The following is a 20,052-nucleotide window of genomic DNA, read 5'->3' as shown; positions in this document are numbered from 1 at the left end:
GGCAAGCAGTTATTATATGAGGTCCACTTGAGCCGTGTTCCGCATGTCCCTCCTGAAGAAATGCCTTATCGCCGGTGCTGCGCTCGCGGTGCTCGGCGCCGGCGCGGTGGCCGGTGTCTGGTATTGGGCCACCGCGCCTGTCCCGCTCGCCTCCGCACAACTCGACGTCACCATCAAGCCGCGCAGCACCGTGCGCAGCGTCACGGCGCAGTTGCAAAGCGGCGGCGTGCCCATCCAGACCGAGCTGTTCGTGCTGATGACGCGCGCGCTCGGCCTCCAGAGCAAGCTCAAATCCGGCAACTACGAATTCAAGCTCGGCGTGACGCCGTACGAAGTGTTGCAGAAAATGGCGCTCGGCGACGTCAACGAATACGTCGCGACGATCATCGAAGGCTGGACCTTCAAGCGCATGCGGGCCGAACTCGATGCGAACCCCGCGCTGCACCACGACACCGCAGGCATGACCGACGCGCAGATACTGGCCGCGATCGGCGTGCCAGCGGCACCGACGGGCAACGCCGAAGGCCTGTTTTTCCCCGACACCTATCTGTTCGACAAAGATACGAGCGACCTCGACGTGTACCGCCGCGCCTATCGGCTCATGAACACGCGCCTCACCGATGCGTGGGCCGCGCGCGCGCCGGGGCTGCCGTTCAGGTCGCCGTATGAGGCGCTCACGCTCGCCTCGCTCATCGAGAAAGAGACGGGCCGGGCGGATGACCGGCCGCTCGTCGCCGCCGTGTTCGCGAACCGGCTGCGTGCCGGTATGCCGCTGCAGACCGATCCGGCCGTGATCTACGGCCTTGGCGAGCGCTATGGCGGCCGCCTGCACAAACGCGATCTGCAGACCGACAGTCTTTACAATACGTACCTGCGCCCCGGCCTGCCGCCGACGCCGATCTCACTGCCGGGCGCCGCATCGTTGCAGGCGGCGATGAATCCGGCGTCGACCACCGCGCTGTATTTCGTGGCGCGCGGCGATGGCAGCAGCGTTTTTTCTGACAATCTTGTCGACCACAACAAGGCCGTCGACAAATACATTCGAGGGCAGTAAATGGCGCGGGGCCGATTCATCACGTTCGAGGGCATTGACGGTGCGGGCAAGACCACGCATCTGGCCTGGTTTCGCGACAGGCTCGCCGACAAGCTCGCCCCCAGCGGGCGCACGGTGGTCATGACGCGCGAACCGGGCGGCACGCCCCTTGGCGAAACGCTGCGCGAAATCCTGCTGCACCAGTCGATGGACCTCGAAACCGAGGCGCTGCTGATGTTCGCCGCGCGCCGCGAGCATCTCGCGCAGGTCATCGAGCCGGCGCTCGTGCGGGGCGACTGGGTGCTCTCCGACCGCTTCACCGACGCCACCTTCGCCTATCAGGGCGGCGGCCGCGGGTTGCCGCGCGACAAGCTGGAGGCGCTGGAGCGCTGGGTGCAGGGTGGTTTCCAGCCCGACCGGACGGTGCTGTTCGACGTGCCGACCGATACGGCGAGCGAACGGCGCGGCGCGGCGCGCGAGCCGGACCGCTTCGAGCGCGAAACCGAGGCGTTCTTCACCCGCACGCGCGACGAATATTTGCGCCGGGCCGAAGAGGCGCCATGCCGGTTCTCGATCGTCGATTCGACGCAAAGCATCGAAGCGATTCGCAAACAACTCGAAGAAATCATTGCAGCGCTTTGATTTAAAAACGTTATTTGCAGAATTCATGGCTTGGTATTGAGTTCGCCTCAAATCCTGACTTTCTCCGCTAACCGATTGATTCAAAAATGATCTATCCGTGGCAGACCGGCGACTGGGAGCGCCTTCAGCAATTGCGCAGCCACTGGCCGCACGCGCTGCTGCTGCACGGCCAGGCCGGAATCGGCAAGCTCCGCTTTGCGCAGCACCTGGCTCAGGGTCTGCTCTGCGAAGCCCCGAAGCCCAATGGCGAGCCGTGCGATACCTGTCCCGCGTGCAAGTGGCTCATGCAGGGCAACCATCCCGACTATCGGATCGTCGTCCCCGAAGCGCTGGCCGGTGAAGCCGGAATGCCGGGCGCAGAGGACGGCGAGAAGGCTGCCGAGAAAGGCGATAAGGGCGACGATGACGGCAAGAAAAGCCGCACGCCCAGCAAAGAGATCCGCATCGAGCAGGTGCGCGCGCTGCTCGACTTCGCGGGCGTCGGCTCGCATCGCGGCGGCCTGCGCGTGGTCGTACTGTACCCAGCCGAAGCGCTCAACGTGGCTGCCGCGAATGCACTGCTGAAGACGCTGGAAGAGCCGCCCGCCGGTGTCGTGTTCCTGCTGGTGTCGGCGCGCGTCGACCGGCTCTTGCCGACCATCATCAGCCGCTGCCGCCAGTGGCCGATGACGACGCCAGCGCCCGAGGCCGCCGAATCGTGGCTCGCGGCACAAGGCGTGGCTGGAGCGTCGGGCTTGCTTGCCGAGGCGGGCGGTGCGCCGCTCGCGGCACTCGCGCTCGCGCACGACGAGAACCGCACCTTGCGCGACTGGACGATCGTGCAGCTTTCGGCGGGCGCTGCGTGCGATGCCTTTGCGTGCGGCGAAACGCTGCAGAAGCTGCCGGTGCCGCTCGTGCTCGGATGGCTGCAGCGCTGGGTCTACGATCTGCTGGCCGAGCGCACGGCGGGCCGTCCGCGTTATTTCCCGCAAGCAAACGCCGCGCTCGCGCACTGCGCCGCGAAGCTCGACGCCAGCGCGCTCGCACGGTATCTGAAGACCGTCACGCGCCAGCGCGCCGTGGAGAACCATCCGCTGAACGCCCGCCTCGTGTTCGAGGAGCTGTTTCTCGGCTATCGTGAATTGTTCGCCTGAGCCCAGGCCGGGATGGACCGGCCTGCGCGCCATCGGCAGCACGGCGAGCCGTTATCCGAATCTTGATCACCATGAGTCTTGTCTACCGCGATGCCACCCTCGACGATCTGCATGACATCGTCGCGATCTACAACTCGACCGTGCCGTCACGGCTCGTCACCGCCGATCTGGAGCCGGTCAGCGTGGAAAGCCGCCTGCCGTGGTTCCACGCGCACGGCCCCGCGAAACGGCCGCTGTGGGTGGTCGAAGAAGGCGGCCGCGTCGTCGCGTGGCTGAGCTTTTCCGACTTTTACGGGCGTCCGGCCTATCGCCACACCTCCGAAGTCAGCCTCTATCTGGACGAAGCCGCGCGCGGCAAGGGGCTCGGCCGGCAGTTGCTCGCCGCCGCCATCGAAGCCGCGCCGGGACTCGACATCCATACGGTGCTGGGTTTCGTGTTCGGCCACAATGAGCCGAGCATGCGGCTTTTCACCAGCTTCGGCTTTGCCGTGTGGGGATCGCTGCCGCGCGTCGCCGTGCTCGACGGCGTCGAGCGCGATCTCATCATCCTCGGCAAGCGGCTCGACGCCGCTTCAGCCGCCGTCTGAACCTGCGCAGGACTGTCCATGTTTGTCGATTCGCATTGCCACATCAACTTCGAGGGCCTCGGCGAGCGCCTGCCGCAGGTGCTCGAGAACATGCGCACCCACGCCGTCACGCACGCGCTATGCGTGTCCGTCGATCTCGAAACGCTGCCGTCGGTGCTCGATGTCGCCGAGCGGTTCGAGAACGTCTACGCCTCGGTCGGGGTGCACCCCGACCACGAGGACGCGAAGGAGCCGACCGTCACTGAACTGGCCGAACTGGCCGCCCATCCGAAGGTGGTGGCGATCGGCGAAACGGGGCTCGATTACTACCGTCTCGGCGAGCGCACCGTCGCCGACATGGAATGGCAGCGCGAGCGTTTCCGCACCCATATCCGCGCGGCGCACGCGACGAACAAGCCGCTGATCGTCCACACGCGCGCAGCCGCCGACGATACCCTGCGGCTCATGGAAGAGGAGCGCGCGGGCGTGCCGGGCGGCGTGATGCACTGTTTCACCGAGCCCTGGCCGGTCGCCGAGCGCGCGCTCGCGCAGAACTTCCATATTTCGTTGTCCGGTATCGTGACGTTCAAGAGCGCGACCGATGTCCAGGACGTCGCGCGCCGGGTGCCGATCGAGCGTCTTCTGATCGAAACCGACTCGCCGTACCTTGCGCCAGTACCCTATCGCGGCAAACCCAATGAACCTGCGTACGTAAGTTATGTCGGAAGATTCATTGCACAGCAGCGTGGGTTGTCTGACGCCGAACTCGGTGCGGCCACCACACAGAACTTCTTCCGGCTCTTCAAGATTCCCCAGGCCGTCGAATAAGGCATTTCCAGGCTGTCAATACTGTTTATTATCATAACGATAGCGAATAATTTTAAGGCTTGACATGAACTCCAAACCGCTACTTTCCCTCGTCTCTTCCACACGTGCGGCACGCACTGCACGCACCATCGCCGCGCGGCGCGTGGCGGCGGCGCTCGTCTTCGGCATGAGCGCGGCACTGCTGGCGAGCGCGCCCGTTCAGGCCGCATCGATCACCTCGCTCGTGAAATCCGTCAAGTTCGATGACGACAAGGGCGTCGCCAGCGATCTCGGCACGGGCCTCGATCCGAACGCTGTCGACGAGCAGGGCAACCCGCTCATCGTTTTGGCCGCGCGCGAAAAATCCGACAAGGTCGCCGCGCTGCTGCTCGACAATCCGAAGACGAAGATCGACGCGGAAGACCGCGCAGGCGAAAACGCGCTGATGCTCGCGGCGCTCAACGGCGATCTCGACCTCGTAAAGCTGCTGATCACGAAGGGTGCGCAAGTCAACAAGACAGGCTGGGCCCCGCTGCACTATGCCGCGGCCAACGGCAACGACGACATCGCAAAACTGCTGCTCGGCTATTCGGCCCAGGTCGACGCGCTGTCGCCCAACGGCACGACGCCGCTCATGATGGCCGCGCGCGGCGATCACATGTCGACGGTCAAGCTGCTGCTCGACAGCGGCGCGAACCTCAACGCGAAGAACCAGATCGGCATGAACGCGCTCGATTTCGCGAAACAGTACAAGGCGCCGGACGCGATCAAGGGATTGAGCGCGCGCATGGCGCAGCCGGACGGCCAGTCCGGCAATGCGGCGGCCCCGCAAAACGGTGCAAAATAACCGGGTTGCCGGCCGCCCGGAACGGCCTGGAACGGCCGGCAGCCTGCGGCGACTCGAAGGGCCGCCGCACTATACGTCACTAATAAGGAGAATCATGCTGCGGGCTCTGATTTGCGCCAGCGCGCTCGTCCTGCCGCTTTCGGCGTTTGCCTTCACGGCAGGCGATCTCAACCGGCTCTGCATGAAAACCGATGTCGCGTCGCGCAGCGCGTGCGCGGCCTACATCGAAGGCGCCGCAGACGGCGTGTTCAACACGATCGACGCGATCGGCGGCACGACCGGCCCGCGCGTCGGCCAGTATTTCTGCCTGCCGCCGGATGCACGCACGGCGCAGTTGACCGACGCGGTGCGCAGGTACATCGCCGACAACCCGAACATCATCGGCTACAACGCAAGCACGGCTGTTTCGCTCGGTCTCGGTAAAGCATTTCCCTGCAAGCCCGGCAGTTGAGCCTCTCATGGCAGGCTCGATGAGGCTGGCTGATGGGTAGAGGCGGGTAGCGGCGGCAGGCAAGGGGTGCTGCCTGGGTTGGATCCGTGTTTCGTGCAGGGTTTCATGTCACTTCGCGCGATGACGCTCACGACGTACCGACGCGGCGCCTGACGCTGCGCCGTTGTCCGCGGCCGTGGCGTTCGTGTCGCTCGTGCTGTTTCCACGCGTAGCCGCAAGGCTCAGGAGGAACAGGCCGCAGATGCCGAGCATCGACGATCTTTCGCGTATCGCCAACGCGCCGCTGCAAACCTGGCTCGGCACGCTCATCGTCAGTGCCGTCACGCTCGTGTTTGCCGCAGCGGTTCACTGGCTTGGTTCGCGCGTGCTGCGCCGCATCGCCGGGCCGTATCCGCGCGTGAGCGTGATCGTGCGCTACGTCCGCCAGCCCGCGCTCGCAGTCATCCTCATTCTCGCGGCCGAATTCGTCTGGTGGCAGGCGCCCGACTCCCTGCGCTTCATCTCCAGCCTGCGCGAACTCGCCGCCGTCGCGCTCATCGCAGCGATCACCTGGCTTTCCGTGCGCTGCGCAGCGGCGATCGGCGAAGCGATCATCGCGGCCCATCCGATCGACATCGTCGATAACCTCCAGGCCCGCCGCATCCACACCCAGGCACGCGTGCTCGCACGCACGGTCATGATCCTGATCATGATCGTCGGCATCGGCGCGGCGCTCATGACCTTCCCGAATGTCAGGCAGTTCGGCGCGAGCCTGCTCGCTTCGGCGGGCGTGGCCGGTCTCGTCGCCGGTATTGCGGCACGCCCCGTGCTCGGCAATCTGATCGCCGGGCTTCAGATCGCGCTCACGCAGCCCATCCGGCTCGACGACGTGGTCGTGATCCAGGGCGAGTGGGGGCGCATCGAGGAGATCACGGGCACCTACGTGTCCGTGCGTATCTGGGATCAGCGCCGGTTGATCGTGCCGCTGCAGTGGTTCATCGAAAACCCGTTTACGAACTGGACGCGCAACAGTTCGCAGATCATCGGCTCCGTTTTTTTGTGGCTCGATTTCCGCATGCCGCTTGCGCCGCTGCGCGAGGAGCTGTCACGCATCGTCGCACCCGCGCCCGAGTGGGACGGCCGGGTCCAGGTATTGCAGGTCACCGATGCCAACGAGCGGGCGATGCAACTGCGCGTGCTGGTCAGTTCGCCCAATTCAGGACTGAACTGGGATCTGCGCTGTCGCGTGCGCGAAGGGCTGCTTGCCTTCATGAATGCGCACTATCCGCAATTCTTGCCGCGTACGCGCGCGGAGGTGTCGGCGGAACCGGAAAGCAGCGCGGCCGAGATGCCGGCATGGGAGCCGCAGCCCGCGCAGCCTGCGGCATCGAGCACGGCGGCGAACACGGAAGCCGATCCGGTGACCGGCAGCGTGGTGCGCACCAATGTCGCGGGCGATGTGCTACACGCCTCAGCAGTTTTTCCAACCAGCGACGATGCGAGCGGCGCAACGCAACGCACCCGTTAACGGCTGTTATCGGCTGCTTGCGGCTGCTCGTTGCCGCTGGCTGCCATTGGAGCAGGTGCGCGCGTCACACGTGGCACGGCCCATGCTGTGATAAGCGCAAACTCATGCGCGAGCCGAACAACATCGATCGGCATTGGCCGGTGCGGTGCAGATGAACCGCACGCAGGAACGCACGAGCGGAGGAAGGCATAGATGGGCAGATTGATCGTCGTATCGAACCGCGTGGCAACACCATCGGAGGCGAAGGGCGCTGCGGGCGGCCTGGCTGTCGCCGTGTTCGGCGCACTGAAGGACGGAGGCGGTGTCTGGTTCGGCTGGAGCGGCGATGTCGTGAGCGAAGCGGTGGCGAATGCGGGGCCGATGCTCGTCGAGGAAGGCGCCGTGACGTTCGCGACGGTCGGCCTCTCGCGCAAGGACTACGACCAGTACTACCGAGGCTTTTCGAACGCCACGTTATGGCCGATTTTCCACTACCGCAACGATCTTGCGCGCTACGAACGCGACGAATACACGGGCTACCGGCGCGTGAATGCGTGGCTCGCCCACAAGCTCGTGAAGCTCATTCGTCCCGACGACAGCATCTGGGTCCACGACTATCATTTGATCCCGTTCGCCGAGGCGTTGCGCTCCGAGGACATCGAGAACCGCATCGGCTTTTTCCTGCATATTCCGTTTCCCTCGCCGCAGGTGCTGCAGACGATCCCGCCGCACGACGAACTCGTCCGTTCGCTGTGTTGCTACGATCTGCTCGGATTCCAGACCCAGAACGACCAGCAGGCCTTCCTCGACTACATCGCACGCACCGCGCGCGGCACGGTGCGTGCGCTAGGCGAAGGGGCCACGGTGGAGGCGTTCGGGCGCAAGCTGCGTACGGGCGTCTACCGCATCGGCGTGTTTCCCGACGCAATCGCCGCACAGGCCGCGCGTGACGAAGGCCGCGACGAGGTGCTCGACCTCAAGCAGAGCCTGGAAGGACGCAAGCTCGTCATGAGCGTGGACCGGCTCGATTACTCGAAAGGACTCGTCGAGCGCTTTCATGCGTTCGAGCAGTTGCTCGAACAAGTACCGGCGTGGCGCGGCAAGGTCACGCTCGTGCAGATCGCGCCGCCCACGCGCTCCGATGTCGCGAGCTACAAGCAGATTCGCGAAGAGCTGGAGCGCGAAGCCGGACGCATCAACGGCCGTTACTCGGGTCTCGATTACACGCCGATCCGCTATCTGAGCCAGCAATACGACCACGCGAAGCTGATGTCGCTCTTTCGGGAATCGCAGGTGGGCTACGTCACGCCGCTGCACGACGGCATGAATCTCGTCGCCAAGGAGTACGTGGCCGCGCAGAATCCCGACGATCCGGGCGTGCTCGTGCTGTCGATCTTCGCGGGCGCAGCCGCCGAACTCACCGGCGCGCTGCTCGTGAACCCGCACGACGCGGAGGGCATGTCGGAGGCGCTGCAGCACGCGCTGTCGATGCCGCTCGCGGAGCGCCAGGCGCGCTACGAGATCAACATGGCCGCGCTGCGGCGCAACAACCTCGGCGTCTGGCGCGACAGTTTTCTGCGCGATCTCGGCAGCGTCCCGAAGACACCCTGAGCGCACTGCACACGGCCGATGCGCGCGGCATTGGCAGATTCGGACCCCACGACATCACCGGGCACGAAGGGTGCGTCGAAGGGTACGTCGAAGCCGTGATGTATCTGCATGTAAGTCTCGACAGGATTTGAAAAAACGAGGGCGCTCGCACGTGGTGTGCAGAATAATGACCAAATTACGTGATATATGCGCGTAGCCGCTGATCCCGCCCCGGCGGCCTCGCCGTGCCGCGCACGGGCTGACTTAAAGTGAAGCGCCTCGAAGCGGCGAGGCCTGTTGCGGCACGACATACCCGAACGACACCCGATCGCCCCCGATCGCCGGAGACACCTGATGAGAATTGCGCAGATCGCCCCGCTGACCGAATCGGTTCCGCCGAAGCTCTACGGCGGCACCGAGCGCGCGGTGTCGTACATCACCGAAGCGCTGGTCGATCTCGGTCACGATGTCACGCTGTTCGCGAGCGGCGATTCCGTGACGAGCGCGAAGCTCGAACCGGTCTGGCCCCGCGCGCTGCGACTCGATCCGGGCATCCGCGACCGGATCGCACCGCACATGCTGCTCATGGAAATGGTGCGCCGCCAGGCCGATCGGTTCGACGTGTTGCACTTCCATATGGATTACTACTCGTTTTCGGTGTTCAAACGCCAGGAAACGCCATTCGTGACGACGCTGCACGGCCGCCTCGATCTGCCCGAGCAGCAGCCGGTTTTCGATACCTTCGATACCGCGCCGGTCATTTCCATTTCGAATGCGCAGCGGCAGCCGATGCCGCAGGCCAAATGGCTCACGACCGTCTATCACGGGTTGCCCGAAAACCTCTACACGCCGCAGCCCGTCGAGCAGCGCTACCTTGCATTTCTGGGCCGTATCTCGCCGGAAAAGCGCGTGGATACGGCGATTCGCATCGCGCAGCGCTGCGGGTTGCCTATCCGCATCGCCGCGAAGGTCGACGATGCCGACCGCGAGTACTTCGAGCGCGAGATCAAGCCGCTTTTCGCCATGCCGAACGTCGAGTTCGTCGGCGAGATTTCCGACGCCGAGAAGGCCGGTTTCCTCTCCGGCGCGCATGCGCTGCTCTTTCCGATCGACTGGCCGGAGCCGTTCGGCCTCGTGATGATCGAGGCGATGGCGTGCGGCACGCCAGTCATCGCGTTCAATCGCGGCGCCGTGCCGGAAGTGGTGGACGAGGGCGTGACGGGCTTCATCGTCGAGGACGAGATTGGCGCCGTGGCTGCGGTGAACCGCATTGCGAGCGTGCCGCGCACCGGGGTGCGCCGGCAGTTCGAGGCGCGCTTCACGTCCCGCCGCATGGCGCAGCAGTACGTGGAGGCGTATCAGACCGTGATTCGCGCGAACAAGCGCTCGCGCTTCAAGGTGATCGACACGTCCGCGAGCTGAAGTACGCGCACGACGCGCATGACAAGCCGTGTAGCCGCGAGCGTCACAGCGCGAGCCGCGTGATCTTCGTGCCCTCAAGCGACAAATTGCCGATAAGTCCACTGTTCGTGAGCACGAACACTTCGACCGGCCTCGTGGCCGTGACGGTATTGAGGGTACCGTTCGCGCCCACATTCACGATGGCGACCGAAGCGTCGCCGCCGACCGACCAGCCTTCCGACTGGCGGAATTTGTCGAGGGCGTCCTGGGTCATGAAGAGATAGACGACGGACTTCGACTGCACGCCGAGCGTCGCGCCCACGGACACCGACGTCGTACTGAAGTAGCCGGTCGTGCTTCCGCCGACGCGCAATGCGCCGTCGCCGTGCTCGCCGCCAATGGCGACGCCTGCCTGAACCACCGATGGAAACACCAGAATGCCGCGCGCCTGGCCGACGAATTCGCGCGCGCCGGGCACGGTCTGATAGAGCCGCGAGAGCGCGCCGTCGACTGCGGCGTCGATCGACTGGCGGCGGGCGTCGGCGGACATTTCGGCCGGCGGATGAGTGCCGGCGGTCGTGCAGCCGGTGAGGGTGGCGCTCGCGACAGCGATGGCGACGGAAGTTTTCAGAAGGAATCTGCCTGTTTGCATCCTGTCCTCCGTTGTGGTGACCGGAAACCGCCTGGAACCCGCTTTGCGGCGGCTCTGCTCCGGGTGCCGCGCTGCGTGCGGCCGTATCGGCGCTGCCTGCCGACGTTTGGCGTTCGGCGTTCGGCGTTCGCGGCGAGCACGTCGGCAGGGCGGCAGGACGGCAGGACGGCAGGACGGCCCAGTGTTCGCGCCGCATCCGGCGTGCCGCAACAGCGCAGTGGCGCACCGGGAAAAATCGCGGGTCCGATCCCGATCTGGAGGCAAGGCGAGGGCGCTGCGCGCTGCGCTCGCGGCGGCCTGTGTGCATTGAAATACGCGCGCACATAAAAAAGCGCGCTTCGGCCAGAGCCGATGCGCGCCTTGTTTCAACTGCCGATTAGCTCTTCGTCGAGAGGCACTGCTTCATGAACGCCTTGCGCTCGTCGCCTTTCTTGTCGCCGGCCTGCGCGTTGCACGCCTTCATCCGTTCCTGCTGGGTCATGGCCGGCGCCGCCGCGCCGCCCGCCGAAAGGCATTGCTTCATGAACGCCTTGCGTTCATCGCCTTTCTTGTCGCCAGCCTGCGTATTGCATGTCTTCATCTTCTGCTGCTGGGCGGTTTGAGCAGGCGTCTGTGCGAACGCCGGTGCGGCCAGAACGCCGCCGAGTACGATTGCAGCGATAGCGGATTGAATCTTCATCGATCACTCCCTTGGGGTTTCGACGTTGTCGATAGTTGGGCGAGAAGGCATCCAGCATGATTGCAGCCCATCGCCGCAACAGTTATGGCAAAGCCTTCTTGAAAACGGGGCGGTCATGTCGGCGGTTGACACGCGTGCTGAACAATGCGGCCTGTCGGCCTTGCGTGGATTTCACGAATTACGCGGATTGTGAACAGGCCAAAATTTAGGGGAGGTACACGATGCACTGGCTCTTGATGTACGAACTCGTCGACGATTATCTGGAGCGGCGCGCCGCCCACCGCGACGCGCACCTCGCGCTTGCGTGGGCCGCTGCGGCACGCGGCGAACTGCTGCTCGCGGGAGCGGTGGCGGAGCCGCACGACAGTGCGCTGCTGTTGTTCGAGGGCGATTCGCCTGCGGCCGCCGAAGCCTTCGCGCGCGCCGATCCCTATGTCACATCCGGGCTCGTCAAGCGTTGGCGCGTGAGGCCGTGGCAAACGGTTGTCGGCGAGAAGGCCGCCAATCCCGTGCGCTGAAGCGGCAGGGCGCGCGGCTTCTCAGGCGTCGCGCGCGTTGCCTGTGCCGCCTGCGGCCTGATCGAGCAGATAGCGCACCGTGTCGTCGTCGACCTGGTCGAAGTCCAGGTAGAACTGACCGACGCTGAAGAATTGAAGCGGGGTGTGAACGCACACCAGATCGTCGATGACGCCGCCCAGCCGCCCGCGTGCGCCAGCGGGTGCGACTGGCATCGCCGCGATGATGCGTGCGGGACCGAGGCTCGCCAGTGCGCGCGCGGCGGCTTTCAGGGATGCGCCCGTTGCAATGCCGTCGTCGACGATGAGCGTCACGCGGCCCGCAACCGGTTCGAGCGGACGTTCGCCGCGGTAGCGCGCCTCGCGGCGGCCCAGTTCGATGCGCGCGAGGGCCATGGCGCTCTGCAACTGCGCCGCACTCACGCCGGCTTCGCGCACCAGTTCTTCGTCGACGAACTGCGCACCGTTCGAGGACAGCGCGCCCATCGCCAGCTCGGCCTGCCAGGGCGTGCCGAGCTTGCAGACCGGCAGCACGTCGAGCGGTGCGCCAAGCGCGGCGGCCACCTCGTAGGCAACCGGCACACCGCCGCGCGGCAGGGCGAGCACGACGACGTCACGCCGCCCCGCAAATGCACCAAGACGCTGCGCGAGCATCCGGCCGGCTTCACGGCGATCGGTGAACGGACGTTCCATGACGGACTCCGAAGTGGAACGATTCGACCAGTTTGCCACGCGGCGCACGAGCCGGCGCGGGAAAAATAGCGGCGCTGGTGCCTGTGCCTGTGCCTGGGCGGGGCGCGGGCGTCATTTGCAAACACGCATTCGTCATTGGGTGCGGAGCCCGCCCGCTACTATGCCGCGTTCAGTCGAGTTCAGTCGCGAAGAGGGCGTCGAGCAGATTCGACGACTGGTCCGCGAGCCGCGTCAGCGACTCGACCATGCGCACCTGGCAGTCCGCGAGCGCCATCATGCGGATCTGCGGCGATTGCCCGAATTCCGCGTGCGCAATCACGCCGACGCCGACACCCTGCGCGATGGCTGTCTGCAGCGCCTCGCGGCCATCGACGTAGAGCACCGGTTGCACCTGCAGCCCCTTGCGTACGAGTTCGGTTTCGAGCAGTTGCTGCGTGACCGACTGTGCCTCGCGAAACACCATCGGCTCGCGCACCAGTTCCTCGTAGGTCATGCGGCGCTTCCTGGCCGCCGGGCTGTCGGCGGGCACGACCGCCGCGAGCGGTTCCTCGCGCAGCACGCGCGTCTGCAGGCGGCTGTGGACCTGGCGCGCAGCCGTGATGGCCGCATCCGCTTCACTTGCGAGCACGCGGCGCAGGCATTCGGCCGCGTTGGCGATCGACAGCCTGATCACCACGCCGGGATAGCGTCGCCGGAACCCGCCGATCAGCTTGATGGCGAGGTCGGGGGCATCGGCGATCAGCGACAGCTCGCCCGATTCGAGCGCGCCCGCGGATTCCAGCAGGCGCCGGGCGTCGCGCTCGCAATTCACCATCTGACGCGTAATGGCGAAGAGGCGCTTGCCGAGATCCGTCAATTCGACGCCGCGCGGCGCACGCTCGAAGAGTTTGACGCCGAAGCCGTGCTCGAGCCGCCGCACGTGGTCCGATACGGCGGGCTGCGTGAGCGATAGCGCCTGCGCGGCGCGCGAAAAACCACCGTGCGCGGCAACCGCGTGAAAGGCGCGTAACTGGGCGTATTGCATGGGAATCCGGTTGAAATAAGCTTGACTTATAGGCGCATCGATTATATCGATTTTACCGATGCAGCCGCTTCGGCTAGGCTATCCCGCTTCGATGTCGAACGCCAAACCGGAGCCCACCGCATGACCGCCCCCGCCGAACCGTATCTGCTGACTCCCGGCCCGCTCACGACAGCCGCCTCCACGAAAGAGGCGATGCTGCGCGACTGGGGATCGTGGGACGGCGACTTCCGCGCGATGACGGCCCGGCTGCGCCGCAGCCTGCTGGACATTGCGGGCGTTACGGGCAATGCGGGCGACATGGACGATATGGACGGCCAGTACGACTGCGTGCCGTTGCAGGGCAGCGGCAGCTATTGCGTCGAGGCGATGCTCGGCAGCTTCGTGCCGCGCGACGGCCACGCGCTCGTGCTTGCGAACGGCGCGTACGGCAAGCGCATCGCGACGACGCTGCGCTATCTGGGCCGCCGCCACACCGTGCACGACACCGGCGATTACTTGCCGCCGCGCGCAGCCGACGTCGAGCGCATCCTCGCCGCGAATGCCGATATCACCCATGTCGTCGTGGTCCACTGCGAGACCAGTTCCGGCATCCTGAACCCGATCGAGGAAATTGCCGCGGTTACGGCGCGTGCGGGCCGCCGTCTTCTGATCGATTCGATGAGCGCGTTCGGTGCGGTTGCGCTCGACGTGCGCACGCTGCCGTGCGATGCGTTCGTTTCGTCGGCGAACAAGTGCATCGAGGGCGTGCCCGGTTTCGGTTTCGTGATCGCGAAAAAGGACGTGTTGCGCGACACGAAAGGCAACAGCCATTCGCTTGCGCTCGACATCCACGACCAGTGGGAGGTGATGAACCGCACCGGCCAGTGGCGCTTCACGCCGCCCACGCATGCCGTCGCGGCCTTCATCGAGGCGCTGCGTCTATACGCGCTCGAAGGCGGCCAGCCGGGGCGCCTCGCACGCTACACGCGCAATCGCGACGTGCTCGTGGCAGGCATGGATTCGCTCGGCTTCGAGCCGCTGCTGACCGGCCAATGGCGCTCGCCGATCATCGTCACGTTCTTTTCGCCCGCCGATCCGGCCTTCGACTTCGCGCGCTTCTATGAATTGATGAAGGCGCAAGGGTTCATCATCTATCCGGGGAAGCTGACGACGGTGGAGAGTTTCCGCATTGGCTGCATCGGCGCACTCGATGAAACCGTCATGCGGCAAGTGATCGAAGCGTGCCGCAATGCGCTGGGCACACTCGGCGTGACGAGCGGGGCGCCCGCGCCCGCAGCGCTCGGCAAGCGCGAAGCGCTCGCGGCGTGAATGCCGGCCGCCAGTTGCTGATCGCTGATCGCTACTCGATCAGGCAGAAACCTCTCTACGCAGATATTTCGCAAGACACAGGGCAATGAAACACGTTAAAGCGGTGATTTTCGACTGGGCAGGCACGGTAGTCGATTACGGTTCGCGCGCGCCGATGGGCGCGTTCGTCGAGACCTTCGAAGCGTTTGGCGTACCGATCACGATCGACGAGGCGCGCGGCCCGATGGGGATGGCCAAGCGGCCGCACATTGCGGCGCTGATGGCGCTGCCGCGTGTCGCGAAAGCGTGGGAAGCGCGTCACGGACATGTGCCGGGCGAAGCCGACATCGACGCGGTCTACGACATGTTCGTGCCGAAAAATATCGCGGTCGCGGCACAGTACAGCGACGTGATCCCCGGTGTGGCCGCCGTCACCGCCGCGCTGCGCGCGGAAGGCGTACGCATCGGCACGACGACGGGCTATACGCGCGAGATTATCGACCAGATCGTGCCAGGCGCTGCAGCGCAGGGTTTCGAGCCGGACAGCATCGTCTGCACCGGCGACACGCCCGAAGGGCGGCCGTCGCCGTACATGATCTATCGCACGCTGCCGCAACTGGGCGTGTGGCTCGCACGCGAGACGATCAAGGTGGACGATACCGAGGTCGGCATCGAGGAGGGCATCAACGCCGGAACGTGGGCTGTGGGCGTCGCCGTGAGCGGCAATGCATTCGGACTCACCGAAGCAGAAGTGCGCGCGCTGCCACCCGAAGAATTCAGGCGTCGTCGCGAGGCGGCCGTCGAACGCCTGCGCGGCGCCGGAGCGCACTACGTGATCGACAGCGTGGCGGATCTGCTGCCGGTCGTGAACGACATCGAAAACCGGCTCGCGCGCGGCGAGCGTCCCTGAACGGCGCACGACGAACCGCGCGCATCAAGGAACAGGGTGCGTCAGCCGATCGTGTTGACAGTGGGGAATTTATCGCTGAACGCGCGCGGCATCGGCACGACCTTCTTTTCCTCGTAGTCGAAGAACACGAAGCCCGATTTCGCCATGGCGATCAGTGCGCCGTCCGCGGGACGGGTGATGCGGAAAATGATGTCGCCGCCGTATTTGTTGAAATCCATGATGCCGACTTCGAAGCACAACTGGTCGCGCGCATAGGCTTCGGCGCGATAGGTCGTAGCGAGATCCGTGACGATGATGCTCGTGTGGGCGCCTTTTGTGGCTTCCAGACCCGCGTCGAACAGGAATCGGGCGCGCGCCTCCGAGATCATCGAGATCATCGAATCGTTGCCGAGGTGGTTGGCTCCGTTAATGTCGGTAACGCGAACGGTGAGCTGGGTCGAGTAAAAGTACTGGTCTTCCGGAAACTGCAGCTGAATGCGGGCCATGACTGACGCTGTGGATGGGGAATCGGAGATGGCGTCCAAAATTCGTCAGGCGGGACGCATAGCCCGCTATTTTAGCGATTTGGCCAGATCGCGATGCGCTGCATCGCACGCGGACTCATTGTCGTAGTGCTGGAAGCGCGGCTCGCGCTGTGAGTGCGGCGACGTAATTTGCATCAATAAATCGGCTGAGGCGAAAATATTTAGATGCTGAAATCCATTGTCTATTGATGGGTTATATACGTCGATTGTGGGTTATATACGCTTGATAAATAAGACGCAGTTGCGTTGCTCGTGAAAATTGGAGCTAGCAATTTAGATTGCGGCGGGATTTTTGAATCGATTGCTTGTCAAACGATACTTTGCTAGCTATCACATAAACACAGTGGTACGTGACTTCCGACCTGCCGGTGGCGGTACCTTGGGCTGCCGGGAAGTACGACGCGTGTTTCCACCTTATCCATCACTCCGCTGACGTGCAACGCACCGGCGGTGCCGCGTGCTATTTAGGCCGATGAGGCCGTCGTCCCACTGTCGCTCGCCTACTGAGTTGGCGTCAACGTCGCGGCTTTCATGCACGGAGTGAATTCGTGGCTAGTTAGCGTCAAAAGAAAACGGCGCCGTTGAGAACGACGCCGTATCGCATTTACAGGAGACAAGTCCGATGATCTGACACTGACGGTGACTCTCGGGCGTTGCAGCGCTCGAGACCACAACTTCTCTTGCCCTCGAGTAGCAGTCTCGTACTTCGACACGCCGAAGTCAAGGGGAGTTGCTTTCTTTTTTATCCCTTGAACCGAGACTGCAATGACAAGATTGTCTGCATTCCCGCTTGGCGAAATCATTAGGAGACGGCGATCAGCCGCGATGGCCGTCCGCGACCAAAAGAATAAGCTTGCCAACGTGTGGCTGTTCGATTCGCCGAAAATGAACGAGCGCCTGGTGATCAGCGGGGACGTTCCGTTCATGCACGCCGTGCTACTCGAAGCCGATCCTACGGTAGCTGGCTACTTCCTTAGAGACCGAATAGCGCAGAACGGCGGACGGGCTGGCGCTCAGGATATGTGGGTCTACTATGCGGACGGTCGCCATGAAGTCTGGCGGTTCGTTGATCCCGCGCGGCAGCCGACTATGCCGAACCCGAATGACGCGGACGGAGAGCGGGGAGCCAGTGCCGAGCCGAACATCGTGCTGAAGGTGGGCGAGGCACTCGAGTCACACGCAATTAGATTCGACAATGTTCTACATCTTTGCGGATTCGTGAATCGTGCTCGCTCTTGCACGGCATGGCATGAAGCACGGCTCGCCATAGAACGCCTAGAAGCCGGGAAGCCCTTCAAACTGATCGACACACTGCAGCAAGGCGATGTCGATCCAGCTGTTATGCTGGGTTTGCTCGGACACTACATTCTCAATGGCGAACTGCAAGTGGACCTGGCTACGCAACTGCTAGGGCGACTGTCGGAACTGCGCCCTGCACAGCACGACCCGGGATGCGCCAGCGACGTTGCGCCGGCTATCGCCTTGCCTATCATCGATTCCGTCGACGCGCGTGGTTCGGAACGCCTATGTGAGGGACTAAAAATTCGTAGCGCACGCGGTCGTCCTCGTTGCATTGTTTCCGCGGAGCATCGCGACTTTACGCGCTGGCCGGACGTCGACGACCTCACGCTCTCGTTCATGAGTGAAGCCGACAGAGAAATGTTTAAGAGCCGCCGGCTCGCGGTCATGCTTGCCACCAGGGACGTCGAATACGACGAGATCTATCGAAGGACAAAGTGTACGGAACCCGCCGTACGCTACTGGACTAAGCGGTGTTTGCTCCCGGATGGCGCTGGCGGCATCGTCGGGTTTCCTGCACTGATGCGTGGCTATCGTGTCGGTTACAACCGCACGAAAAGCGTGGAGGTTGAGCAAGGCAGTGGCTCCGCCGGCTACGCGGGCGTATTCGGCCAGGTGCTGGCGCGCTTTCCGGACTTGGCGGAGTTCATTAAGGCCAGGTTGTTCCCTGACGGTAGCGAGCGATTGCCGGAGAAACGTGGGCCGTATCGCTCCATCTGGATAGATTTCAAGCTTGCGCTTCGCGAACGAGGTGTAGGTGACGGTGACTGGCCATTTAAGACCGACAATCAAGGTGAAAAGGCAGTTCGCGATTACTGTAAAGAGCTCGAGGAAAATTACCCACATCTCGCTCGTCGGGCGCGCTTGTCGGCCGATGCGGCGCGCCGTGCGGACGGGCGTGGCCCGAGCCCTCTTATCCGAGCCCAGAGGGTCTGCTCGTTCATACAGTTGGATTTCCACTTCACGGACGGTATTGGCTGCATCCTCTTCGAGGATGCGCGGAAGGTACAACACCGGATTCCCGTTGCACGCTTCTATATCGGGTTGATGTGTGACGAAAGCGGCCAATCTGTGTATGGGTTTAATGCGGTTCTTCGGCCGGCTCCCACCGCCCAGAACGTACTCGAAGTGGTCGATAGTGCGATTCGTACCGACCCCGTCGCTTCCGGGCATCCCTTTTTTAGATATGCGCCGGATGGAAGTTACCTGATCGGCTCTTTGGTGCCAGAGGTACGCCGAAGTGGCTTTACGGTGCTGAGGATGGACCGAGCATGGTGCAACACATGCGCTGATGTGACGAACAACCTGATGGATGTGCTCGGATGCGCGATCAATTTTGGTCCTGCACGTGCCTGGTGGGCACGGGCCATTATTGAGCGGATAAATGGAACGCTAACTCGCCGAGGGGTTCAGCGCGTGCCGTCGACGTTGGGCAGTGGTCCAACAGATGGACGTCGAGACGAACCCGTCGGCAAGGCCACTCGCTACGAAATTAAGGTAAGCGATCTTATAGCCATCATCGTCGGTGAAATAAGAAACCATAATATGCAGACTAACGAAGGTTTGCACAATGCCAGCCCGGAGCAACTCGTGCGCGCAGCGGTTGATTTTCCAGATCAGCCGTACCTTCCACAGCCGCTTCCACAACGAAAGGATGACTGGATGCTTTTCGCTCATCTCGAAGAGGCGCGCATCACGGGACGAGCTACCAAAGGTGAGCAGCCGTGTGTGCGGATACACGGCATTCGCTGCGCCTATCGCAGCCGGGATTTTGCCGACAAGCCTTGGCTGATTGGCAAGCCTATTAAAGTTTACATCGACCTGCGGGATATTCGCCATGCAGTTGGCTTTATACCGGACATCAAGCAATCCGTTGAGCTTGTGCCAGAACGAAAGTGGCGCGAGTACAGGGTATCCTGGTCCGATGCACTTTTGATCGCGCGCGACCGACGCATACGCCGCGGAGACGATGAATACCGCGCGGTGGTCAGTATCTATCAAGAAGAACAGATGAAGGCCCTTGCACAGGCCACGAAAACCAAGCGAGGCGCTATGAACGCCAAGAATTTGGCGCTGGATGCGGCACGACATGAACTGAACGAAAAAAAACAAGGAGAGGATCCGGAACACGCTGTTGAAGAGGGGTGGGAATCGTCGATCGACCTTGTTAAAGCCTTGGGTATTTCGATCGTCCCGCTCACCGGACGAAATTGACGCCAACTGGTATTTGCGCGCATCGGACCTCATGATTCACCATCCCACCGTTGAATAGCACAGAGATGGTTAGCGACGTAACGAGCCGAGCGTTTCAGACGATTGACAGCGGGCCAACGGGAGCAAGAGATGAATACGGTTAGTTATACTGAACCAGAAACAGTCGTCAATGGAGGAGATTCCGGCCGCGTCAAGCCATGGCTGCATCCACTGTTCATGAATGTCGATGCCCTTGGAACGCCGCCACTCGATGAAATGTACACCGTCATACGGCTTGTCATGGTGACGGGTGCGACATC

19 protein-coding genes are annotated in these 20,052 nt (G+C 63.4%); 14 read left to right on the top strand and 5 right to left on the bottom strand.

Annotated features, from left to right (window positions below):
- Positions 1-43: 43 nt before the first annotated feature.
- From mltG to EPN59_RS05405, 10 genes are all read left to right on the top strand, one after another.
- The gene (gene mltG / locus EPN59_RS05450; protein WP_293037285.1) at positions 44-1,054 is read left to right on the top strand and encodes an endolytic transglycosylase MltG; all 1,011 of its coding nucleotides are present in this window, start codon (positions 44-46) and stop codon (positions 1,052-1,054) included.
- On the top strand, positions 1,055-1,675 hold the full coding sequence (tmk, locus tag EPN59_RS05445; RefSeq protein ID WP_293037288.1) for a dTMP kinase: 621 nt from the start codon (positions 1,055-1,057) through the stop codon (positions 1,673-1,675).
- An 86-nt stretch (positions 1,676-1,761) separates the two neighbouring features.
- A complete protein-coding gene (locus EPN59_RS05440; protein ID WP_293037291.1) occupies positions 1,762-2,808 on the top strand; it encodes a DNA polymerase III subunit delta' in 1,047 nt (348 codons plus the stop codon).
- Between the two features lie 71 nt (positions 2,809-2,879).
- Entirely contained in the window at positions 2,880-3,395 is a 516-nt protein-coding gene (locus EPN59_RS05435) for a GNAT family N-acetyltransferase (RefSeq protein ID WP_293037294.1), read from the top strand.
- Positions 3,396-3,413: 18 nt separating this feature from the next.
- Positions 3,414-4,202, top strand: a complete 789-nt coding sequence (locus tag EPN59_RS05430) for a TatD family hydrolase (RefSeq protein ID WP_293037297.1) — start codon at positions 3,414-3,416, stop codon at positions 4,200-4,202.
- Positions 4,203-4,266: 64 nt separating this feature from the next.
- Positions 4,267-5,028, top strand: a complete 762-nt coding sequence (locus EPN59_RS05425) for an ankyrin repeat domain-containing protein (protein ID WP_293037300.1) — start codon at positions 4,267-4,269, stop codon at positions 5,026-5,028.
- 94 nt (positions 5,029-5,122) lie between these two features.
- Positions 5,123-5,479, top strand: coding sequence for a Rap1a/Tai family immunity protein (locus tag EPN59_RS05420; protein ID WP_293037303.1), 357 nt, complete (start codon positions 5,123-5,125; stop codon positions 5,477-5,479).
- A 241-nt stretch (positions 5,480-5,720) separates the two neighbouring features.
- On the top strand, positions 5,721-6,986 hold the full coding sequence (locus EPN59_RS05415) for a mechanosensitive ion channel domain-containing protein (RefSeq protein WP_293037306.1): 1,266 nt from the start codon (positions 5,721-5,723) through the stop codon (positions 6,984-6,986).
- Positions 6,987-7,178: 192 nt separating this feature from the next.
- Positions 7,179-8,576, top strand: a complete 1,398-nt coding sequence (otsA, locus tag EPN59_RS05410) for an alpha,alpha-trehalose-phosphate synthase (UDP-forming) (RefSeq protein WP_293037309.1) — start codon at positions 7,179-7,181, stop codon at positions 8,574-8,576.
- A 333-nt stretch (positions 8,577-8,909) separates the two neighbouring features.
- Entirely contained in the window at positions 8,910-9,977 is a 1,068-nt protein-coding gene (locus EPN59_RS05405) for a glycosyltransferase family 4 protein (protein ID WP_293037311.1), read from the top strand.
- A 43-nt stretch (positions 9,978-10,020) separates the two neighbouring features.
- On the opposite strand, the gene EPN59_RS05400 is transcribed toward EPN59_RS05405, so the two are convergent.
- Together EPN59_RS05400 and EPN59_RS05395 are read right to left on the bottom strand one after the other, a co-directional pair.
- The gene (locus EPN59_RS05400; protein WP_293037313.1) at positions 10,021-10,608 is read right to left on the bottom strand and encodes a YSC84-related protein; all 588 of its coding nucleotides are present in this window, start codon (positions 10,606-10,608) and stop codon (positions 10,021-10,023) included.
- Between the two features lie 376 nt (positions 10,609-10,984).
- The gene (locus tag EPN59_RS05395) at positions 10,985-11,287 is read right to left on the bottom strand and encodes a PsiF family protein (protein ID WP_293037316.1); all 303 of its coding nucleotides are present in this window, start codon (positions 11,285-11,287) and stop codon (positions 10,985-10,987) included.
- A gap of 221 nt (positions 11,288-11,508) precedes the next feature.
- On the opposite strand from EPN59_RS05395, the gene EPN59_RS05390 reads away from it, so the two are divergent.
- Complete coding sequence (locus EPN59_RS05390) at positions 11,509-11,805, top strand: YciI-like protein (RefSeq protein WP_293037318.1); 297 nt, start codon at positions 11,509-11,511, stop codon at positions 11,803-11,805.
- Positions 11,806-11,826: 21 nt separating this feature from the next.
- Here EPN59_RS05390 and EPN59_RS05385 read toward each other — a convergent pair whose 3' ends face one another.
- Both EPN59_RS05385 and EPN59_RS05380 read right to left on the bottom strand, forming a co-directional pair.
- On the bottom strand, positions 11,827-12,495 hold the full coding sequence (locus EPN59_RS05385; RefSeq protein WP_293037321.1) for a phosphoribosyltransferase family protein: 669 nt from the start codon (positions 12,493-12,495) through the stop codon (positions 11,827-11,829).
- A gap of 169 nt (positions 12,496-12,664) precedes the next feature.
- Positions 12,665-13,519 carry a LysR substrate-binding domain-containing protein gene (locus tag EPN59_RS05380; RefSeq protein WP_293037323.1) on the bottom strand — a complete coding sequence of 285 codons (855 nt, stop codon included), beginning with the start codon at positions 13,517-13,519 and terminating at the stop codon, positions 12,665-12,667.
- 120 nt (positions 13,520-13,639) lie between these two features.
- On the opposite strand from EPN59_RS05380, the gene EPN59_RS05375 reads away from it, so the two are divergent.
- The gene (locus tag EPN59_RS05375; protein WP_293037325.1) at positions 13,640-14,827 is read left to right on the top strand and encodes a 2-aminoethylphosphonate--pyruvate transaminase; all 1,188 of its coding nucleotides are present in this window, start codon (positions 13,640-13,642) and stop codon (positions 14,825-14,827) included.
- A gap of 85 nt (positions 14,828-14,912) precedes the next feature.
- On the top strand, positions 14,913-15,716 hold the full coding sequence (phnX, locus tag EPN59_RS05370) for a phosphonoacetaldehyde hydrolase (protein ID WP_293037328.1): 804 nt from the start codon (positions 14,913-14,915) through the stop codon (positions 15,714-15,716).
- Positions 15,717-15,757: 41 nt separating this feature from the next.
- Here phnX and EPN59_RS05365 read toward each other — a convergent pair whose 3' ends face one another.
- Positions 15,758-16,201 carry a thioesterase family protein gene (locus EPN59_RS05365; RefSeq protein ID WP_293037330.1) on the bottom strand — a complete coding sequence of 148 codons (444 nt, stop codon included), beginning with the start codon at positions 16,199-16,201 and terminating at the stop codon, positions 15,758-15,760.
- An 864-nt stretch (positions 16,202-17,065) separates the two neighbouring features.
- Here EPN59_RS05365 and EPN59_RS05360 point away from each other — a divergent pair.
- The gene (locus EPN59_RS05360) at positions 17,066-19,753 is read left to right on the top strand and encodes a hypothetical protein (protein WP_293045657.1); all 2,688 of its coding nucleotides are present in this window, start codon (positions 17,066-17,068) and stop codon (positions 19,751-19,753) included.
- Positions 19,754-20,052 lie beyond the last annotated feature (299 nt).

It is taken from the genome of Paraburkholderia sp. (assembly GCF_004298475.1).
GTDB classification, from domain to species: Bacteria; Pseudomonadota; Gammaproteobacteria; order Burkholderiales; family Burkholderiaceae; genus Paraburkholderia; species Paraburkholderia denitrificans.
Note: the sequence above shows the minus strand (reverse complement) of the source record. Positions and strands in the feature narration are given on the sequence as shown.

What these genes read in the sequence shown, in the direction of transcription:
- mltG (WP_293037285.1), top strand. Translation starts at nt 44, where the DNA reads ATGTCCCTCCTGAAGAAATGCCTTATCGCCGGTGCTGCGCTCGCGGTG.
- tmk (WP_293037288.1), top strand. Translation starts at nt 1,055, where the DNA reads ATGGCGCGGGGCCGATTCATCACGTTCGAGGGCATTGACGGTGCGGGC.
- EPN59_RS05440 (WP_293037291.1), top strand. Translation starts at nt 1,762, where the DNA reads ATGATCTATCCGTGGCAGACCGGCGACTGGGAGCGCCTTCAGCAATTG.
- EPN59_RS05435 (WP_293037294.1), top strand. Translation starts at nt 2,880, where the DNA reads ATGAGTCTTGTCTACCGCGATGCCACCCTCGACGATCTGCATGACATC.
- EPN59_RS05430 (WP_293037297.1), top strand. Translation starts at nt 3,414, where the DNA reads ATGTTTGTCGATTCGCATTGCCACATCAACTTCGAGGGCCTCGGCGAG.
- EPN59_RS05425 (WP_293037300.1), top strand. Translation starts at nt 4,267, where the DNA reads ATGAACTCCAAACCGCTACTTTCCCTCGTCTCTTCCACACGTGCGGCA.
- EPN59_RS05420 (WP_293037303.1), top strand. Translation starts at nt 5,123, where the DNA reads ATGCTGCGGGCTCTGATTTGCGCCAGCGCGCTCGTCCTGCCGCTTTCG.
- EPN59_RS05415 (WP_293037306.1), top strand. Translation starts at nt 5,721, where the DNA reads ATGCCGAGCATCGACGATCTTTCGCGTATCGCCAACGCGCCGCTGCAA.
- otsA (WP_293037309.1), top strand. Translation starts at nt 7,179, where the DNA reads ATGGGCAGATTGATCGTCGTATCGAACCGCGTGGCAACACCATCGGAG.
- EPN59_RS05405 (WP_293037311.1), top strand. Translation starts at nt 8,910, where the DNA reads ATGAGAATTGCGCAGATCGCCCCGCTGACCGAATCGGTTCCGCCGAAG.
- EPN59_RS05400 (WP_293037313.1), bottom strand. Translation starts at nt 10,608, where the DNA reads ATGCAAACAGGCAGATTCCTTCTGAAAACTTCCGTCGCCATCGCTGTC.
- EPN59_RS05395 (WP_293037316.1), bottom strand. Translation starts at nt 11,287, where the DNA reads ATGAAGATTCAATCCGCTATCGCTGCAATCGTACTCGGCGGCGTTCTG.
- EPN59_RS05390 (WP_293037318.1), top strand. Translation starts at nt 11,509, where the DNA reads ATGCACTGGCTCTTGATGTACGAACTCGTCGACGATTATCTGGAGCGG.
- EPN59_RS05385 (WP_293037321.1), bottom strand. Translation starts at nt 12,495, where the DNA reads ATGGAACGTCCGTTCACCGATCGCCGTGAAGCCGGCCGGATGCTCGCG.
- EPN59_RS05380 (WP_293037323.1), bottom strand. Translation starts at nt 13,519, where the DNA reads ATGCAATACGCCCAGTTACGCGCCTTTCACGCGGTTGCCGCGCACGGT.
- EPN59_RS05375 (WP_293037325.1), top strand. Translation starts at nt 13,640, where the DNA reads ATGACCGCCCCCGCCGAACCGTATCTGCTGACTCCCGGCCCGCTCACG.
- phnX (WP_293037328.1), top strand. Translation starts at nt 14,913, where the DNA reads ATGAAACACGTTAAAGCGGTGATTTTCGACTGGGCAGGCACGGTAGTC.
- EPN59_RS05365 (WP_293037330.1), bottom strand. Translation starts at nt 16,201, where the DNA reads ATGGCCCGCATTCAGCTGCAGTTTCCGGAAGACCAGTACTTTTACTCG.
- EPN59_RS05360 (WP_293045657.1), top strand. Translation starts at nt 17,066, where the DNA reads ATGGCCGTCCGCGACCAAAAGAATAAGCTTGCCAACGTGTGGCTGTTC.